Origin of the sequence: Pseudoalteromonas sp. McH1-7 (assembly GCF_013366255.1) — a bacterium.
GTDB classification, from domain to species: domain Bacteria; phylum Pseudomonadota; class Gammaproteobacteria; order Enterobacterales; family Alteromonadaceae; genus Pseudoalteromonas; species Pseudoalteromonas peptidolytica.
The window spans coordinates 199986-216210 of record NZ_JABWPQ010000004.1 but is presented as its reverse complement, the minus strand read 5'-3'; the positions used below and the strand labels follow the sequence as shown (position 1 = coordinate 216210).

Sequence of the window (16225 nt, the reverse complement as noted above, 5' to 3'; positions counted from 1 at the left end):
AATTACATGTAACGCATATATGCTGGCTGGACTTTGTGCTCTATTAGCTGAGGAATATCAGCCAGCTCACCTCTTACATATTTAACGGCCAGTTCGACATAATGCTTTTTGACTTCTTTTAGCCACTGCTGATGTGGCAACATACGGCGAGACTGAGAAACCGCAGCATTTAGCCAGTAACTTAAAGGCTGTGCCCATGTCTTTGCTTTGCCGTAGTTCTCTTTGCGTTGGTATTCCATTTCGCTTAAGCAGTTTTCAATTGTCGGCATCCCCTTAGCGTGTAAACACATGATCATGAACTCTTGAGCGTTTGGCGGATGTTTCTCGTATGTTGAGCGTGTGCGCATTGCATCGACCGCATCACGTATGTTTTTGCCAGTACAGCCCGTTCCAACCACCGCCCTCGCGTATTCAACTGCTAACTCCTGTGTATTGCCTTGCCAATTAAAATTAGCTGCAGGGTGAGCTGCCAACATTGTCGGGATCACTTCTTGTTCAAATGTACTTACCAATGCAGCTAATGGGTTGCGAACTTCGCTACTCGCTGTTTTCGCTAGTGACTGTTCCATGCTCTCGCTCCAAAATTATTTGTTCGTCTCTGTAACTAAGTTGGTCAAATGGACTGGGGATTTTGTTTTGCCAGATGCTCTCTAGTGCATCGTAATAATCCCAATCGCTGTCAAAGTTTCGTGGATTCATTACACCCTTTGGTTATCGTCTAGCAGTGGCATACCAACCGTGCACCGCTGTTTGATTTCTTGCAGCGCGTTGGTTGGTTTGCGCTGTTGAAAACCTGAGTTAGCAAGCCATGTGAACTCGAAACCACGCCAGTTCCGAACAATGCACTCACCCAAGCAGTCATCAACACTGACGCCATTTTGCACTGCAATCTCAAATTGCTTTGCAAGTCGATTGATCACTGTTTGGGAAACATTGGCTTTCATTCGCTTGCGCATAGCTAGCCAATCTTTGAGGGTTTGCTCTGTAGGCATTTGAGGCCAACTGGAATAATCCAAATCACCTTTTTTTGTTTTATTTTTTTTAGGTTCATTGAGAGGATCAGAAGATTGACTGATTCTGGGTGACACTGTGTCACTAGGGGGTGGTGACACAGTGTCACTACCTTGGTGATCGTCTGTCACTGCTGGGGGTGTCATTTTGTCACTACCTCTTTGCGGCTTATCCTTACATAGTGACATTTTGTCACCACCAGATTTAGTGATTAGTTGCGCCAACATTTCCTGTTTGTTTAACCTGTAGTAATTGGACTTATTGCCCTTCTCACCTTTTCTGTGCTCTTTGCTAACTAAGCCAGCATCACACAGCCCATCAATGTGCCTCATAACAGTTCGTTTAGACATTTCACATTGATCCGCAATTGTTTGATAGGAAGGCCAACAGCCTCCTTGATCACAAGCATTATCAGCAAGCTTAACTAAAACCAGCTTTTTGCCGTGGTTGCCAACTTTTACCTTCATTGCAAGCACCATGTATTCCATGCTCATAGCTCTATACCTCCCTGCAACTAGCAATTAAACAAGTGCTTGATTTTTGTTCTTCGTATGTCATACTTAACTCCGTATTAGATAGAACCCGCATACTTAGCCGACCAAGCCTGATGCGGGTTTTGTTTTAATTACCCTTAGGCTCTTCTTTATGGCTTTCGCCGGTTTGCTTATTACTGCTTTTACCCGCTTTATGTTGGGGGTATTTGTCGTATAGGTTTTCAAACATTCTTGACATCTCCGAATTCTGGCTTCGTTCACATTCACCAATATTGGGACTACAACTGCTTCAACGCTGCAATGACCATTGCATTTGACAGCTATCATCTGCCGCAAAGAAATTATCTATTTGAATACCAGTCAATGGGCTGCTTAAAGTGTCTATTTCTTTTGTCATTTCCAAATTTTCCTTATTAATAAACTCAAATCTCTCTGCTATGCTTAAAACGTAAAGGACATCAACAAACAAAAAGGAATTGTTTAATGACTCAATACTCTCCTAATCATACTAACCAACAACCAAACCCCAATTCACTTAAAGCTCGTGCCGCTGCGGAGTTCAGCCTTTATATGTTCGGCAAAAAACTAGTAGAACAGGACAACTACGCTAGCTATCGCCTTGATGGATGGTTCGAGGCCATCCAACACTACATCGTGCACAAACATAAACTTCCTCTGGCTCAAGTCGCCTCGATGAACACAGAAGCACTGCTCGATATACTTGGTGCCGACATTACCGAGTAACACTATGGCTCTACTCTTTACTGCTTAAGACTGGATATATATCTGGGCGTAGTTCGTGCCTAGATACTCCTGAAACTCTCTCTATGTTCAATACGTGTTCAGCAGGAACTTTACCAACCATCAGCCAGTAAGATATTTTCTGTTGAGTTATCCCATTACCAATAGCCTCAGCAAGTTTTTTCTGACTACCCATAACATTAATTGCTTCACGAATTGCGATCATAGTTTTTCCTCCCAGATCAAATGTACTACTCAAAAAACAAAAACACAACTTTTTAAGTACCAAATACTTGTTTTATTGTTTGATAAATTTATCAATTGCTTGTAATTTATTATCATTAAGCGCCACACTAGGATTTCAATGACAGAAAGTATTGGAAAAAGAATTGAACGCCTGAGAAAGTCAAAAGGCTTAACACAGAAGCAATTGGCCGACTTGATTGGAATGAGCCAACAGGCTTTTGCTGCTCTAGAAAAGCGGGATACTGCACCGAAAAAATTGTACGAAATTTCAATGGCGCTTGGTGTAACTCCGAGCTATATCCATACGGGAAAAAATGATACCCATAACGTGGAACTAAAAACTTTTGATGAAAAAGTTGTAGATAGCTACACTAGTGATGAAATCGAAGAAGTAGTTCCCATAGCGTTAGAACGTACAATTACAGCTTTATCCAAGCAATTCCAAGCGCAAGGTCTTGGAAAGCTGGACTTCGTCAAACATCAAGACCTTATCGCAAATTTTTTAGGCGCAAGCATCGTTGTTGAGTTAAGTGGTGATTACGAAAAAATTGCCAACAAGTTTTTAGAGCTCAAAACTCTAAAATCAGTCTGAGAATACTTATAAGACTCTGTTGGCTTCACCGCTTTTCAATGTGGTGAATGTTAATAACTTTACCGAGGATCTAAAAGCTTAATTGCAGTAAAGATGATATTCGTTCAATATCAGTGTTTCAGTCTTTGGTTACTTTGACGATAGTCTTGAAAGGTGAGAGATTTAGCACTCTAGTCAGATAATAATAAGCTCTAGAGAATAGAGCTTATTAAGCTTATGCAGTAGTATTAAGAAGCCTTTGATGGTTCAGTTCCACCGCCGCTCCCAAGTGGTTCATTGCCGTTTCCGTTACCTAGCAATGATCGGCTTTTTTTACTTGGATCCAGCCCACCACCGTTTGTTCCGCCGTAAACCAAGTTAAGTTCTGAACCTATCAATAGTTTAATTTTCGATACTTCATGTTTGTTTTTGGTCATACGTACTCCTTTAAAGTTACATTTAAGTTTAAGCATTAATCGCGTCACTCTTTTCATTTGAGTCATCCTAATCGCTTAAAGAGGAAAGCATCAGTTTCTTAAGAGTGGTAATGTCCGTTTTGTATTCAACTAGGTCAGCTTGAGCAAACTTAAGTAACCACGAATCAAGCATTCTTTCTACATCATCAAGTGCCAGCCGATTATCTGAGCTTTCATAGTAATCAATTCTTACTCCGAGCTTTTTCGAAAGAGCCTCAAGTTGATCAACGTCGATTGCTGAGCGACCTGAAAAGTAATGCCCGACGGCTCCCCGCGTAGTTACATTAAAAACATCTAACAGGTCGCTTTGAGTTACACCTAAATCTCGCATTCTTTGTTTAGCAATGCGCACCCAGTATGGCTCCATAATAATTCGTAACCCTTAATGTCTAGTTCTCTATCCTTATTAAGGCTAGTTGCATTTTATGTAAGTAGTCTGGGTTGAAAGTATACAGTTTACTGTGAGAGCTCTAATACAAGTTTAACCTGGTTCTAAGATGCTTAGATTTCAACTTGCTTCTTTAAGCCGGGCTACTCTATTAAGCAACCTATCCCTCTTTGATGAATGTATAATATTTAGCGCAACGGCGTCTTCCCCACATGCCAGCATAGAATCAATATCCTTTGACTCCTTTAAGATAGTTAAACAATCCCTTAACAAGCTAACTTCCGCGACCCCCAAAGAGTCACTTTCCACATTAACAAGAGTTTTAACTGGCTGAAATGTAGCGAGCCTAAAGAAAAAGATGATAACTCCAACTAAGCAGCTAGCTGAAAATAAGGACAACATCCAAATCAATGTTATAAACTCCGTTTAGATAAAATTAATCTTATTGTAACAAAAACGGAGCAGATTACCACAAGCAGATTAACCGTAGGTATACCAAAAGAATACATGTATTTCACAAGTGAAATATCTAAATTAAAAACTACGAGTGTTAGATGTCTTATCACCGTTAAAAGCGTAACAACAACAAAACTAGCCGAAAGAACCTTTGAAAAAGTACCTGCAACTACATTCATATATTTATGTATTAAAAGCAAAAACGCAGCTCCTAAAACATAAAATGCAGAGAAGGATAAGTACCAAAGGTGCCTCATAAACTCCTGATCATAAACATCAAATTTACTTTTTAAGAAATAACCCCAACCATGCATAAGACCATTCAGAATACACAGTACCGTTAGAGACCATAAAACACTGTCATCTTTCACTTTTCCTTTAACAAAAAACAATAAGGAAAGGAAATTTATGAATACTACAAAGTCACCTATTTTAAAAAGCAAATCCGCCATAGTTGTTATTCTCCTTTACTCCTCGCAGAGTCATTTTTTACATATGTTTGGCTGGTAACCGCAGGAGGTTCAACACCATTACCCCCAGTCCCACCTTTGACTTTTTTTAATTGGCTAATAGAAACAGCTGCATAAAATCTTGTTTTCATAACTTCTCCTCACTCTTGGGAATTAAGTATCGCACAACTTTTTAAGTGCAACAACATTGACAAACCAATTTTTAAGTATCAATCTATTAAAACACTCAAAAACAAGTATCACCTTGATACTTAAACTTTATACCAGAAACCAAAGCTAATGCTTTGAGCAATTAAGGATTGTACAGCATGGAAACAGAAATTAAACGTGCCATTTTACAATTGATAACATTAGGCACAACACCTCATCCACGGGTATATGTGTGCATTAACACATACCCAACGATGCAAATGGTCGGGGTGATGGTGTATCTAGACCCTGACTTTTCAGAGGTAAGTAAGACCAAAACACTGCTCAACAAGAACATTCATATCAATAATGTAGAAGCACTAAAAGAGCTAAATGAAGTTAACGATCAAGTACAGATATTGTGTGAACAATACTTAGAAAATGAGCAAGTACAGGTACAACCAACACCAACCTCAAGATCTGGATTTTTATCTACGCTACTTCAACGATTGGTCGAGCATAAAGCGGTAACTAATTCTCCATGTAGCAACAGAGACGTGGCAGCATAATGGATATCCAAGAAGCTCAAAAACGCCTCTCAGATCCATTCGAGGAACATGATCTTAATTGGATGGTAATACAAAGCGACGTTGATGCACACGGGCCATGGGTGCGAGTTATTCCCTACGTAACCAATAGAGCGGTACAACAGCGCCTAGATGATGTTTTTGGATTGAGTGGCTGGAAAAACGTATATAGAGATACCCCTAGAGGGCAGCTCTGCGGTCTAAAGGTCCTAATCGGGGATCAATGGATTACTAAGTGGGATGGCGCAAGCTATACAGACACCGATCCACTGAAGGGCGCTTTATCTGTAGCCATGAAACGTGCATCCGTACAGTTTGGCGTTGGCCGCTACTTGTACTCTATTGAACCAGTATTTGTTAGATGCCAGGCGCTAGCTGATAGGTTTGAATGTACAGCCAATTACACAACGATAAAGCAGCAGTTATCACAGAATGAATTTACCTATATTAGAGCACAGTGGGAAACGCCAACCCTCCCCGCTTGGGCTCTACCTCACGCAAAGTTTGATAGTTACCTAGAAGCTATAGAAAGCGCCGAAACACTTACAGCATTAAAAGCTGCGCTTATAGAAGCTGTAAAAGTGGCAGATGTACACAATCGCTCAGACATTAAAGGTATGGCACACACGCTTCGAGATAGCCGCTTGTTTGAACTTGAAGAATTATCAGAGCAAAAGCGCAAAGAGTCGCTTGAGCGCTTTAATGCGTGGCTTAAACAGCAGATCCAGTACTTAGAAGAAGCCGAAAACGAATCTATTTTAGAAATGCAATTCAAGTCACTTCAACTTGAGCTGAGAGGGCAATGCTCATCTCTCACCTTAAATAAAGCGGACTACGAAGCCCGAATCAACCAAGTTAAGCAACAAAGAATTTCCCAACTTCAAGGAGCGCACTAATGCAAGAACAAAGCACCCAGCTAATACAACAGGTATTTAGCCCAGAAATTACAGCGCAAGGGCTAGCAGACCTTCGTAAAAAATACCCTAGCAATGTTGTTTACGACATGTCTGAAGATGAGCAATTTAAACGTGGTAAAGCTGCAAGAGCCGAGCGTAACAAGCTAAAAGAAGGCTTTAAGCGCGCAAGAATCGACTTCAATAAAAAGCTTGCTGAAGAAGAAGACAGCTTATCGAAAGAAGTTGACGCTATTTACGCGCCCATTATTGAATCCATGGAGCGTGAAGAAAAGCGCCGCAAAGAATTAGCAGAAAAAGCCAAGCGCGAAAAAGAAGAACAGCTAGCGAAAGAGCGTAACGAAATTAATCAGATTCGTAACTTCGTTTCAGACTGTCAAAACAAAGATGCTCAGTACATTGCGGACACGATTGAAAGCGTAGACCTAATTGATACAGGTATATTTAGCAAAGACCTAATTCATGAAGCAATTGAAGCGAAAAAGCAAACGCTCAATACTTTAATGATGATGCTCTCAGACACTAAAGCGCGTGAAAAATTTGAAAAAGAGCAAGCCGAACTTAACGCGCAAAAGAGCCTGATGAATCTTAAGAGTTATGCGTCAAATTGCATCGGCAAAACACCAGCAAAAATTGAGCGAAAACTTGAAGCTTTGCGCGAACTGCCAATTCTTGAAAGTGAGTATGGTGATTATCTTACAGAAGCCGCTGACGCAAAAAACCAAGCAATGCAACTGCTGGAAATGATGTTTGAGCAAGCAAAGCAGCTAGAAGCATTGCAACCGAAAGTCGAAGCTCCAACCCTTAAACCTGAGCTCCCAGAAAACGCAATGCTATATACGCCTATGCAATCATGGCCTAGCGATGAAGTTAGAGAGCTAAGCCCTGTACTTGACCAAGTTTGTTTCAAGCTAGAAGAAGCGGAACAGGTCATTAAAACGCTAGAGGGTTTACTAAATGCAGCCTAATTCTCCAAGTCAGAGCGAGCGCCCATTCGTGGGCCAGCTCTTTACACGTAGCAATCACTTTGTACTAGCGCTAGTTGCAATTGTGCTTGCCCTATATGCACCAACACTTTTAGTAATGAATTAAGGAAAGGCCATGACTTGTGATTGTCTAAGTAAATCCCTTGCAAACGTAACGAGCCATATTGAAAAGGGGCTTCCAAATAATGCCCTTGATAGTTCCCTCTTGACTCGATGGGAAAATTCATCTTTCAGACTCGACACAGGTAAAAGTGAAGTAATGCTGCCCGTTCGCTATGAGTATCAAAAGCAAAAAGTATGCGGCGAGCTATATAAAAACAAAACCAAAGGTCATGTAAACATAGCAATGACGTTTTGCCCTATGTGCGGTGAAAAAATCGAGAGAGAGGCAGAATAATGGCTAGAGGTGTAAACAAAGTGATTTTAGTCGGGCACTTGGGCAAAGACCCTGAAGTCCGCTATATGCCAAACGGCAACGCTGTAGCACAAATAAGCATTGCCACTACAGATAGTTGGAAAGACAAAAACACAGGTCAATTGCAAGAGCGCACAGAATGGCACCGTGTGGTGCTATTCAACAAGTTAGCGGAAGTTGCGGGTGAGTATTTGCGCAAAGGTTCCCAAGTGTATATCGAGGGCCGCTTACAAACGCGTAAGTGGGTAGACCAATGCGATCAAGAAAAATACACCACTGAAATAGTTGTCGATATGGGCGGCCAAATGCAAATGCTTGGAGGTCGCAGTGAGCAGCAAAGCCCTAACCAATATCAAGGCGCCTATGGCCAGCAATACAGCCAAGCGCCGCAGCAACAGTATGGACAACGCCCAGCGCAACAGCAACAGCAACAGCAACAGCAACAGCAACAGGGTAATTTTGCACCTCGACAACAGCAAGCCGGCACACCATCAAATCCTATGGAACCCCCCATAGATTTTGATGATGACATACCGTTCTAGAGTTTACTAGGAGATAACCATGTTTTACGTATACGGAGTAAGTAGAAAGAAATGTAGAGCAAAAGCAGAGAAAGATGTCGCGGCTCGATTCGGTGATAAAGCACCTAAAACACAATCAGAACATATTGCAGCGGTCGAAGCTAGAACGACAGAACTCTACAGCAAAGCTAAGCCCGTATGCGTAAGCGGTGAATTGAGCACTCCAAGTTCATTGTACCAATTCATTGAATTAGCAAAAAAAACAGATGAATTAAAAGATTTAATGCCCATGCGCCGAAAGCCAATGATTGACGCAAGTGGCAACCCGATTAAAACAAGAGCTGGCCGCCCTAGATATGAGTTCGTGCCAGTTGATTCAAATTACATTAGAGAAATGGCGCAGCCATGCTCACTGATTTAAGGAAAGTACAATGTTTTTCACTAACGCAATAGCATACAAATACAAAGACACACCAAATTATGAGCAAACGCAATTTGAAGAAGCGTTACAGCACGAAGCAGCAAAGCCTTGTGGAGCGCAAGATATAACTTCATTTGGGTGGGTTAATGCTTTAGGTAAATACGGCACCACTCTAGCCCACTTTGAAGATGGAAAAATACTATTAAAGGCACGTAGACAAGATAAAGTACTACCTACCGCAGTCATAAATGAAATGGTTGCAGAAAAGGTCAGCATAATAGAGAAAGAAGACAACCGCCCTGTTAAGAAGAAGGTGCGTGACGATCTTAAAGAAAACATCTTAAGCGCCTTGCTGCCTAGCGCACTAGTCAAGTCGTCTTATATTTATGTCTTTATAGACACTAAAGCTGAGTTAATTATCGTAAATGCCTCAAGCTTTAACAAAGCAGAAGAAACGCTGGCCCTACTTCGAAAATCTCTTGGAACATTGCCAGTTACACCAGCTTTCGCAGACGTTGCCACGGATTTAGCGCTAACTGAGCATATCAAAGAGCATTGGGCACCAGACGGTTTTGAATTTGGTGGAGATGCTACGTTCAGTGACGGCCACGAAAAGAGTTCAGAGGTTACTCTTAAGGATCACGAACTAAGCTCACAACAAGTTCAAGACCTTATCAGTAATTGCTTTGTTACCAAAGTAGCGATGAAGACAGAGCAACTTAGATTTACTTTTGAAACCTCTGGCGCAATTAAGCAAATCAAATACTCGGACATCATAAAAGAGCGGAATGCAGACATCCCAAAAGAAGATATGGCTAAAAAGCTAATCGCTGATTTCATCCTAACATCAACCGAGCTAACAAACCTAGTTAATAACCTGTCGAGCCAATTGAAACAGAAAATCGACCAAGGTTACCAGTAATGGACATGGTAGCAGCCACCGCGTTACAGCTAGCTTGGTGTAAAGGTAAAGACGAGCCAGACAAAAATGAATACGCTGAGGCTGCTATTTTAGTAGAGAAATGGAATAAACAACGTATAGCAAATGGCCTTGTGCCTTGGTAGGAGATAACATGACCCCAAATATGATTAACGACATACTTAGAACAGAAGCGCTTAAAGCGGGATTGCGTGGCGAGCATTCATATTTACCAAAGACCGAACAAGAAGCAGAAACATTTACCCATCATAACTGGGTTTATTGTGCTGCTTGGCAATTTGCTGAAATTGCCCACAGAATGGAATCAGCCATTCGCCAGTATTGTATTGGAGGCGGGTCCGAGGTAAAGGCTTTACTTGATTCTCTGCCCAAAGCCAAGACATTAGCACCTGTTGAGATTGCACGAAACGAACTTGGTTACTGGGACCACCCCGACTGGCAGACATGGGACGAAAGAAACACTTTAACTGAGACAAATGATTACACGCTTCAACAGGGATATAGACTTAAGTTCATTCACTTTGAAGACGAATGTAGTAACGAACAGTTTGAACGTTATTTTAGTGACGGCGACCCAGACATTAGCGATTGGAACCCCATTTGTGATTACGAAGGCTCTTTCCTTCTCTCTATATACGAGACAGAAGACGGCCCTCAAGCGGTGTTTGCTGTTCCACTTGAAAAGGTGAGCTAATGAAAAACCAATCTGAAAGAGTTTATACGCCAAGAGAGTATGCAGAAAATGTGTGTCATGGAAAAGTTAAGGCGCCTGCAGTTTCTAAATGGATTAGACAATGGAAAACTCAAGGTGGCTTGCCAAAGAATCATCGAATTGAGGAGCTACCGAGTGGCAGAAACTTAATTATAGTTACAGAAGATAGAAAGCATACTCAACTACTCACTCATTTAGTGGTAAACAGGTGATTTATGGCACCAAGACGAAGAGTACAGGGCCGCGAAGAGTGGCCCGAAGGATTGCACAAAAAAGCCGTAAGAGGCGTTGATCGTTACTTTTTTAGAAATGAGAAAGGTAAAGACGTTTTCTTTCCTGAAGGAACTTCTTTTATTGATGCGTACCACGCAGCGCAAAGTTACAACGAAATGTACCGTGACCCAGCAAGCATATTCGCCTCAAAATTAGACAAGTATAACCGCCCTCTTATTGATTGGGGCAAAGTAATAATTGGGCGTGTAAAATCGGAGGAAGAACTGGGAGAGAATGCATTTAACACATTCGTAAAAGATGTTGAACGCCTCAATGTTCTATTTGGTCATGTATTGAGTAAAGAAATAACCTCAGAACACGCAACTGACTATTTAAATCACTACTGCGTTGAACCAGGTAAGTCGAAAAATGTATACAACCGAAAGCTTAGCTTTTTAAATAAGTATTTTGATTATTTGATGGATGAACAAGGCGTTGATATTCACCCTAGTTCTGGCAAAAAATTCAAGATGATTAAGCGCGAAGAAAAGAAAAAGGACCGTGCAGATTTAGACAAAGATGCTTACTTAAAGATTTACGATGCAGCCCCGCTTTGGTTAAAGGTAGCCATGAGCATTTGCTTGCAATCAACTCACGCAGTAAAAGAGTTGCACCGGCTTAAACATAAACTCATGAAGCCGAAAGAAGGTGAATGCGGCTGCGTGTGGTTTAAAGAGCCAAAGCAGACTTGGTGTGACATATCTAAACAAAACGTGATGACATTTGGCACTATGTACATTCATCGCCATAAGTCGCAGCACAAGAAGTCTAGCTTTGTCGCAATCCCTATTACGCCAGAGTTAAAAACAGCAATTGATTTATCAAAAACAGATCGGCTTGTTTGCCCTTACATTGTGAGACGCAAACCCATCAAGAATAATAAAATCTCGAAATACTGTGATCATCGCTTTCAGATGACGAGCAACAACATCAGTCGTGGTTTTTCAGATGTTCGTGACCAGCTGGGGTTGTTCGACCATCTACCAAAAGAGCGACGTCCAACATTCCACGAAATACGAAGGTTATCTGCAAAAGCGCTTAAATCGTCAGGGCAAAATCTAACGCAAAGGATGGCTCACGCTGACGAAAATACAACGAGAATTTACACTGATACTCATGATGTTGAGTGGGTAGAAGTAGCCCCTTTAAGTGTAAATCTTTAGTCTATTCAGGCAAAAAAAACTAATGCAAAGCCCACGTCAATGTGGGCTTTTTATTTCTCTTAACGTCCTTGTTTTCTGACTCAAAAAAACCACACTAATTGCGTACCATTATACAGTAGTTTTAAAAAAACGACTTTATAACATACTGTTTTTTATATAATTAATTTAGAGCTTGTTACCGTATTTTATGAAAAAACACAGCTTAGAAAGCCCTTAAAACAAACATAACACACTGTTTTTACTGGACTTTAATAGTTTCACATTATGCAACATGGGGTGTCAGGGGTCGCAGGTTCAAATCCTGCTATGCCGACCAACTTTTCCTTACCCTGTTCAATAAGTTATAGCACTTTCCTAAGCTGTGCATACACATTGCTTTCGTTCTTATTTATTTTGACGCTCGTAACAATCGCATACCGTCATAGCTATGACCGAATCTTGGTAAAAAAGCACAGAAACCCCGTCAGAAAACTAAGAATATTTCAGGAAAATCTATTATAACTTACCTCAAATACCAAAAAGTAATAGAGCCTATTTCTTTTTGCATTTTTTACACCAATCGATACTGTAATAACCTGTAACAACGTGTAATTACGATTTTTTAGACGCTCAACTATTCTAAAAATGATATTAACCAAAGTCATTAAGGAAAAACCATGAGCGTATATGAAAACATTATTGCAGACCTAAAAACCAGTTTTGAAAACGTATTTCCGAATTGGGCGGAAAAGTTTGAGCAAGCACAGACGGCTGAACAACTCTATGACGTTCAAAATGAGATGCTCTTATCACTTTCTTCTACTGATCAACCTAGTAATCAGGGTGCAATTGCCATCACATCTGAAATGTTTGAAAAGATGAATTCTGCAGAGGGTGATGAAATAGAAACCTGCTGTAAGCAGTTACTCACGTTGTCTGCTGCACTTAAAGATCTTCCTCCAAACCCTACATCACAGCAGGTTACTGCAGTTTTTATTAAACATGAAGTCGCTGCAATTACTAATAAAATGTGTGAACAACTGAAGAAAAAGCTCATTAAAGATGAGGGAAAGCTCACCAAGCAGTTAATGGAAGAAATGATTGATGAGCTACTTGCTGATAGTGAAGAAGTAGCTGAAATCCTAGACATCGTAGTCGCAACATTTATTGCACTTGTGATCCCTATCCTTTGGTTTTTTGATAAGTCAGCACAGTGTATTCTTTATGTCGTCAATAATACTGGCGAAGACATCAAGTACCTTCATCGACATGACAAACATGGTAAGTGTCTCGTTTATACGAGTTTGATACCGGGCATGGTTGAAAATAAATCTGATCCTAATGACTCTTGCAGATTTGCAGGGCTTGTGTCAACTTCTAAAAAGGAAGGCGCTCTAATTGGCACGCAAGCTGGGTTTTCATTTACCATCAACGATCCCGTAACTGGAGAAGAATTAAATGAATTCGCTATTGGTATTGAGTGTCCTTATAGTGAAAAGAACTGCTTTAGTTGCGCGTTTAACTATTCCGCAGAAAAAATCTCAAATGATCAGAGTACTTCTCATGGCCACTCACAAACAAAAACAGATAAGGATTATCAACTCAAGGTATCCTTGAATAGCTTCGAGCACTCTCCAGCATATTTTATCGCTGTGTTATCAAAAGCATAAAATATGTCTCGATAGAACTTTGTTGAACAACGGGTAACTGGTAAAGGTACAATTTATGTTGACCATTTCTGCCCGTTGTTTTTACAGAAGCTTTGTCTAACTGATAGTTATTGCCAACTAAGCAAACACTCCAAAATAATGCGAATGGTTCTCAATAATTTTAGCCTGCTTCGGCTAAATTGTTTCCTCGTAAAAAGCTTCATTGAGTAGACTATCTAGATTCAAAATTATTAACTTAATCTGCGAAAATTGAGTGTAAGCTCAACCCCGAGATTCACGGCTTCTGAAGTTAACTCTTAACATGATTTATAGTGACCGCTATTGATTTGTCAGACGCAATGTTGCTTGGCTGTAGGTGACTTACCAAATAATGATCTCAATCATAGAACATCGCTTTAGTATCCCACTTTTGTAAAAAATACTTCTGACTATAAAGTCTTAGATTTATATTTCTCCAGTCTTAAGCTACCGAGATAAACAATAATGCCAAAAATAGTAGGTAGGGAAATAAAGTTGGATAAGCATAGTATTTTACTTTCAACAACAGACTTGGATAGTCGTATTACTTATGCAAATCAGTCTTTTTGCGAAGTTGCCGGATATACCATTGGGGAAATGTTAGGCCAGCCACATAATTTAGTTCGAAATAAAGATATGCCAAAAGCTGCTTTTAAGAATATGTGGTCTACTATTCAACGTGGTGACTCTTGGATGGGTCCAGTTAAAAATTTAGCGAAAAATGGTGATTATTATTGGGTCAACGCGTTTGTTACACCAATAAGAGACACTAAGGGAGAAATTGTTGAATATCAGTCTGTGAGGACAGCACCAAGTCCTGAGGTGGTAGCGCGAGCACAGAGCGCCTATAAAACTCTTGATAATAAATCCAAAATTTACAGGTTTGACAGTACATTAATTATCTTATACTTGTTAGTCGCAACCATCCTTTCACTTGCCCTAACGCCCGTATTTAATAGTCACTGGTTTACACTATTTCCTGCTTTTTTATTACTAATAGTTACTCTGCTTACACTTAATTTTAGGGCCAAATATGTCCGTGTTCTTGCCCAAGCAAAGTGTATTTTTGATAATGATATTATGTCGACGATATATGGTGGTTCGAAAGATAGGGTTGCAGATATTATGCTTGCCTTTGAAATGCAAAAGGCCAAGATTGCCGCCGTAGTCGGACGCGTAAATGATGTATCAATACAAGTGAGTGAGAATGCTCGCCTCACTACAAAAAGTGGCCAATTTGTATCTGAGTTACTAAAACAACAGACTACAGAAACAAAAGAGATGGTAACGTGCATGGGTGAGTTCTCACAGACGATTGATGAACTCTCTGAAAATGTAAATCATGCAGCCGATACAGCCTCAAAGTCTGAACAGCAAGCAGGACTGGGGAAATCAGCAGTCAAAGATGTAATAGATTCAATTCATTATCTTGATACCCACCTAATGGAAGTAAATAATGCAGTTAACCGCTTAGTATCGGGAAACGACAAAATACAAAATATTCTCGGTGTCATCAATTCAATAGCTGACCAAACCAACTTGTTGGCGCTGAACGCCGCTATTGAGGCTGCACGAGCAGGTGATCACGGTAAAGGGTTTTCAGTAGTTGCCGATGAGGTTCGCACTTTGGCACAAAGAACCCAGTCTTCCACAGAAGAAATAACTCAATTACTACAAGAACTGAACGAGATTTCAAATTCTGCAGTCGAATCAGTTCAAAAAAGTAATAATCTGTCGAGCCAAAGTGTCAACCTAGCGATGAACAATGGCTCTAGTCTGGACACAATTCAGAGCTATGTTATCCGCTTGGCGGATCTAAATCGCAGTGTAGCTGCAGCTATTGAACAGCAAAGCTGTGTTGCTAAGCAAATCAGTATTAACGTCGAGAGCGTAACCACATTGGCTGAAAAAGGTACTGAACATGGAGACAGATCTTTTGAGTTAAGTAAGGAGTTACTTGCGCAAATTGAACAACAAACTGGGTTGATCCAACAGTTTTCAAAAACTTAATAATTTACCCTAAAGGGTTATCAGGTAAGGTCTAAATATTCACATATAAACTAGTAAACCTAGATTTCTATTCAAAATCTCACAGAGAGGAGCTTTTTGACTTACTTTGAGTATCAAGTATCGAGTGAACCACCATAAAAGTGCCTTGGTTCACTCTATTTTGCTTAAATGATGGCGTATAAGCTATCATAGCTCAGCTTCAAGAATGGCTAATGCTTCTTTTTCAGCTTGCTTGACGTTACCGTCAGCTTCAATCACGCGTATAGCGAGATCTTTTGCTAATTTTCTCATCGGCTCATCCACAATGTTATTCATACGATGTTGCACATAAGCCTCAATATCATTGTTTTTTATCGCAACGACAGATTTTGATAAGCTGTCCTCTATATAACTATCCAAATCTATCGCGGAATTCCATTGCAAACTTTTTGCCCACTTTCTGACAATATGTTTCTCGCTTTCGCATATCACTCCATCTACTCCAATGAACAATATTGCGATGTCGATAAGCGCCTCTTTTTGCATTTGATCAACACAAATACCAGTGTCAAAGTGATTTAGTAGTTGTTCAAATTTCATAATTTTTCCTTAACCTTTTTAATGCAAAATACCAAAATAGGTATTTCAAGACTAA

24 protein-coding genes are annotated in these 16225 nt (G+C 40.3%); 15 read left to right on the top strand and 9 right to left on the bottom strand.

All coding sequences use genetic code 11. The features are described from left to right. Positions 1-2: 2 nt before the first annotated feature. From HUZ36_RS04475 to HUZ36_RS04465, 3 genes are read right to left on the bottom strand one after another with little or no spacing between them, the layout of a single operon-like run. A complete protein-coding gene (locus HUZ36_RS04475) occupies positions 3-569 on the bottom strand; it encodes a hypothetical protein (RefSeq protein WP_176032119.1) in 567 nt (188 codons plus the stop codon). Further along, a complete protein-coding gene (locus HUZ36_RS04470; RefSeq protein ID WP_176032118.1) occupies positions 538-699 on the bottom strand; it encodes a hypothetical protein in 162 nt (53 codons plus the stop codon). The genes HUZ36_RS04475 and HUZ36_RS04470 overlap by 32 nt, the downstream gene beginning before the upstream one ends. Then, a complete protein-coding gene (locus HUZ36_RS04465; RefSeq protein WP_217704583.1) occupies positions 699-1505 on the bottom strand; it encodes a helix-turn-helix domain-containing protein in 807 nt (268 codons plus the stop codon). The genes HUZ36_RS04470 and HUZ36_RS04465 overlap by 1 nt, the downstream gene beginning before the upstream one ends. Before the next feature lie 483 nt (positions 1506-1988). Here HUZ36_RS04465 and HUZ36_RS04460 point away from each other — a divergent pair, with 483 nt between their 5' ends. Next, entirely contained in the window at positions 1989-2249 is a 261-nt protein-coding gene (locus HUZ36_RS04460; protein ID WP_176032117.1) for a hypothetical protein, read from the top strand. Positions 2250-2259: 10 nt separating this feature from the next. Here the strand turns inward: HUZ36_RS04460 and HUZ36_RS04455 are convergent, their stop codons facing one another. Next, entirely contained in the window at positions 2260-2472 is a 213-nt protein-coding gene (locus tag HUZ36_RS04455) for a transcriptional regulator (RefSeq protein ID WP_176032116.1), read from the bottom strand. Positions 2473-2610: 138 nt separating this feature from the next. Here HUZ36_RS04455 and HUZ36_RS04450 point away from each other — a divergent pair, with 138 nt between their 5' ends. After that, positions 2611-3084, top strand: a complete 474-nt coding sequence (locus tag HUZ36_RS04450; RefSeq protein ID WP_176032115.1) for a helix-turn-helix transcriptional regulator — start codon at positions 2611-2613, stop codon at positions 3082-3084. A 227-nt stretch (positions 3085-3311) separates the two neighbouring features. On the opposite strand, the gene HUZ36_RS04445 is transcribed toward HUZ36_RS04450, so the two are convergent. The 4 genes from HUZ36_RS04445 to HUZ36_RS04430 all read right to left on the bottom strand — a co-directional run bounded on the left by HUZ36_RS04445 (position 3312) and on the right by HUZ36_RS04430 (position 4984). Continuing rightward, entirely contained in the window at positions 3312-3500 is a 189-nt protein-coding gene (locus tag HUZ36_RS04445; protein ID WP_176032114.1) for a hypothetical protein, read from the bottom strand. A 67-nt stretch (positions 3501-3567) separates the two neighbouring features. After that, the gene (locus HUZ36_RS04440; RefSeq protein ID WP_176032113.1) at positions 3568-3906 is read right to left on the bottom strand and encodes a helix-turn-helix domain-containing protein; all 339 of its coding nucleotides are present in this window, start codon (positions 3904-3906) and stop codon (positions 3568-3570) included. Between the two features lie 434 nt (positions 3907-4340). Continuing rightward, on the bottom strand, positions 4341-4835 hold the full coding sequence (locus HUZ36_RS04435; RefSeq protein ID WP_176032112.1) for a hypothetical protein: 495 nt from the start codon (positions 4833-4835) through the stop codon (positions 4341-4343). Positions 4836-4840: 5 nt separating this feature from the next. After that, entirely contained in the window at positions 4841-4984 is a 144-nt protein-coding gene (locus tag HUZ36_RS04430; protein ID WP_176032111.1) for a hypothetical protein, read from the bottom strand. 177 nt (positions 4985-5161) lie between these two features. Here HUZ36_RS04430 and HUZ36_RS04425 point away from each other — a divergent pair, with 177 nt between their 5' ends. From HUZ36_RS04425 to HUZ36_RS04365, 13 genes are all read left to right on the top strand, one after another. Continuing rightward, complete coding sequence (locus tag HUZ36_RS04425; protein ID WP_176032110.1) at positions 5162-5551, top strand: hypothetical protein; 390 nt, start codon at positions 5162-5164, stop codon at positions 5549-5551. After that, complete coding sequence (locus HUZ36_RS04420; RefSeq protein ID WP_176032109.1) at positions 5551-6465, top strand: Rad52/Rad22 family DNA repair protein; 915 nt, start codon at positions 5551-5553, stop codon at positions 6463-6465. The genes HUZ36_RS04425 and HUZ36_RS04420 overlap by 1 nt, the downstream gene beginning before the upstream one ends. Next, positions 6465-7451, top strand: a complete 987-nt coding sequence (locus HUZ36_RS04415; RefSeq protein ID WP_176032108.1) for a hypothetical protein — start codon at positions 6465-6467, stop codon at positions 7449-7451. Before HUZ36_RS04420 ends, HUZ36_RS04415 begins: the two co-directional genes overlap by 1 nt. 133 nt (positions 7452-7584) lie before the next feature. Continuing rightward, positions 7585-7866 (top strand): hypothetical protein, encoded by a 282-nt coding sequence (locus HUZ36_RS04410; RefSeq protein WP_176032107.1) that lies wholly within the window; start codon positions 7585-7587, stop codon positions 7864-7866. Further along, entirely contained in the window at positions 7866-8426 is a 561-nt protein-coding gene (gene ssb, locus HUZ36_RS04405) for a single-stranded DNA-binding protein (RefSeq protein ID WP_217704582.1), read from the top strand. Before HUZ36_RS04410 ends, ssb begins: the two co-directional genes overlap by 1 nt. A gap of 19 nt (positions 8427-8445) precedes the next feature. Beyond that, on the top strand, positions 8446-8826 hold the full coding sequence (locus HUZ36_RS04400) for a hypothetical protein (protein WP_176032106.1): 381 nt from the start codon (positions 8446-8448) through the stop codon (positions 8824-8826). Positions 8827-8836: 10 nt separating this feature from the next. Beyond that, positions 8837-9748 carry a recombination-associated protein RdgC gene (gene rdgC, locus HUZ36_RS04395; protein WP_176032105.1) on the top strand — a complete coding sequence of 304 codons (912 nt, stop codon included), beginning with the start codon at positions 8837-8839 and terminating at the stop codon, positions 9746-9748. Beyond that, positions 9748-9891 (top strand): hypothetical protein, encoded by a 144-nt coding sequence (locus HUZ36_RS04390; protein ID WP_176032104.1) that lies wholly within the window; start codon positions 9748-9750, stop codon positions 9889-9891. Before rdgC ends, HUZ36_RS04390 begins: the two co-directional genes overlap by 1 nt. Before the next feature lie 8 nt (positions 9892-9899). After that, entirely contained in the window at positions 9900-10460 is a 561-nt protein-coding gene (locus HUZ36_RS21930) for a hypothetical protein (RefSeq protein ID WP_368659784.1), read from the top strand. Further along, positions 10460-10690, top strand: a complete 231-nt coding sequence (locus HUZ36_RS04380) for a hypothetical protein (protein WP_176032103.1) — start codon at positions 10460-10462, stop codon at positions 10688-10690. Before HUZ36_RS21930 ends, HUZ36_RS04380 begins: the two co-directional genes overlap by 1 nt. Positions 10691-10693: 3 nt before the next feature. Then, positions 10694-11914 (top strand): tyrosine-type recombinase/integrase, encoded by a 1221-nt coding sequence (locus HUZ36_RS04375; RefSeq protein WP_176032102.1) that lies wholly within the window; start codon positions 10694-10696, stop codon positions 11912-11914. Positions 11915-12570: 656 nt separating this feature from the next. After that, positions 12571-13563 carry a hypothetical protein gene (locus tag HUZ36_RS04370; protein ID WP_147391420.1) on the top strand — a complete coding sequence of 331 codons (993 nt, stop codon included), beginning with the start codon at positions 12571-12573 and terminating at the stop codon, positions 13561-13563. A gap of 513 nt (positions 13564-14076) precedes the next feature. Further along, positions 14077-15591, top strand: coding sequence for a methyl-accepting chemotaxis protein (locus HUZ36_RS04365; RefSeq protein ID WP_254879468.1), 1515 nt, complete (start codon positions 14077-14079; stop codon positions 15589-15591). Between the two features lie 186 nt (positions 15592-15777). On the opposite strand, the gene HUZ36_RS04360 is transcribed toward HUZ36_RS04365, so the two are convergent. Next, positions 15778-16170 carry a hypothetical protein gene (locus HUZ36_RS04360; RefSeq protein ID WP_128730940.1) on the bottom strand — a complete coding sequence of 131 codons (393 nt, stop codon included), beginning with the start codon at positions 16168-16170 and terminating at the stop codon, positions 15778-15780. Positions 16171-16225 lie beyond the last annotated feature (55 nt).

Coding starts and splice junctions, on each gene's coding strand:
- HUZ36_RS04465 (WP_217704583.1), bottom strand. CDS start 1,505: ATGAGCATGGAATACATGGTGCTTGCAATGAAGGTAAAAGTTGGCAAC.
- HUZ36_RS04440 (WP_176032113.1), bottom strand. CDS start 3,906: ATGGAGCCATACTGGGTGCGCATTGCTAAACAAAGAATGCGAGATTTA.
- HUZ36_RS04390 (WP_176032104.1), top strand. CDS start 9,748: ATGGACATGGTAGCAGCCACCGCGTTACAGCTAGCTTGGTGTAAAGGT.
- HUZ36_RS04475 (WP_176032119.1), bottom strand. CDS start 569: ATGGAACAGTCACTAGCGAAAACAGCGAGTAGCGAAGTTCGCAACCCA.
- HUZ36_RS04370 (WP_147391420.1), top strand. CDS start 12,571: ATGAGCGTATATGAAAACATTATTGCAGACCTAAAAACCAGTTTTGAA.
- HUZ36_RS04375 (WP_176032102.1), top strand. CDS start 10,694: ATGGCACCAAGACGAAGAGTACAGGGCCGCGAAGAGTGGCCCGAAGGA.
- HUZ36_RS04420 (WP_176032109.1), top strand. CDS start 5,551: ATGGATATCCAAGAAGCTCAAAAACGCCTCTCAGATCCATTCGAGGAA.
- HUZ36_RS04400 (WP_176032106.1), top strand. CDS start 8,446: ATGTTTTACGTATACGGAGTAAGTAGAAAGAAATGTAGAGCAAAAGCA.
- HUZ36_RS04360 (WP_128730940.1), bottom strand. CDS start 16,170: ATGAAATTTGAACAACTACTAAATCACTTTGACACTGGTATTTGTGTT.
- HUZ36_RS04430 (WP_176032111.1), bottom strand. CDS start 4,984: ATGAAAACAAGATTTTATGCAGCTGTTTCTATTAGCCAATTAAAAAAA.
- HUZ36_RS04450 (WP_176032115.1), top strand. CDS start 2,611: ATGACAGAAAGTATTGGAAAAAGAATTGAACGCCTGAGAAAGTCAAAA.
- rdgC (WP_176032105.1), top strand. CDS start 8,837: ATGTTTTTCACTAACGCAATAGCATACAAATACAAAGACACACCAAAT.
- HUZ36_RS04470 (WP_176032118.1), bottom strand. CDS start 699: ATGAATCCACGAAACTTTGACAGCGATTGGGATTATTACGATGCACTA.
- HUZ36_RS04425 (WP_176032110.1), top strand. CDS start 5,162: ATGGAAACAGAAATTAAACGTGCCATTTTACAATTGATAACATTAGGC.
- HUZ36_RS04410 (WP_176032107.1), top strand. CDS start 7,585: ATGACTTGTGATTGTCTAAGTAAATCCCTTGCAAACGTAACGAGCCAT.
- HUZ36_RS04460 (WP_176032117.1), top strand. CDS start 1,989: ATGACTCAATACTCTCCTAATCATACTAACCAACAACCAAACCCCAAT.
- ssb (WP_217704582.1), top strand. CDS start 7,866: ATGGCTAGAGGTGTAAACAAAGTGATTTTAGTCGGGCACTTGGGCAAA.
- HUZ36_RS21930 (WP_368659784.1), top strand. CDS start 9,900: ATGACCCCAAATATGATTAACGACATACTTAGAACAGAAGCGCTTAAA.
- HUZ36_RS04380 (WP_176032103.1), top strand. CDS start 10,460: ATGAAAAACCAATCTGAAAGAGTTTATACGCCAAGAGAGTATGCAGAA.
- HUZ36_RS04455 (WP_176032116.1), bottom strand. CDS start 2,472: ATGATCGCAATTCGTGAAGCAATTAATGTTATGGGTAGTCAGAAAAAA.
- HUZ36_RS04445 (WP_176032114.1), bottom strand. CDS start 3,500: ATGACCAAAAACAAACATGAAGTATCGAAAATTAAACTATTGATAGGT.
- HUZ36_RS04435 (WP_176032112.1), bottom strand. CDS start 4,835: ATGGCGGATTTGCTTTTTAAAATAGGTGACTTTGTAGTATTCATAAAT.
- HUZ36_RS04415 (WP_176032108.1), top strand. CDS start 6,465: ATGCAAGAACAAAGCACCCAGCTAATACAACAGGTATTTAGCCCAGAA.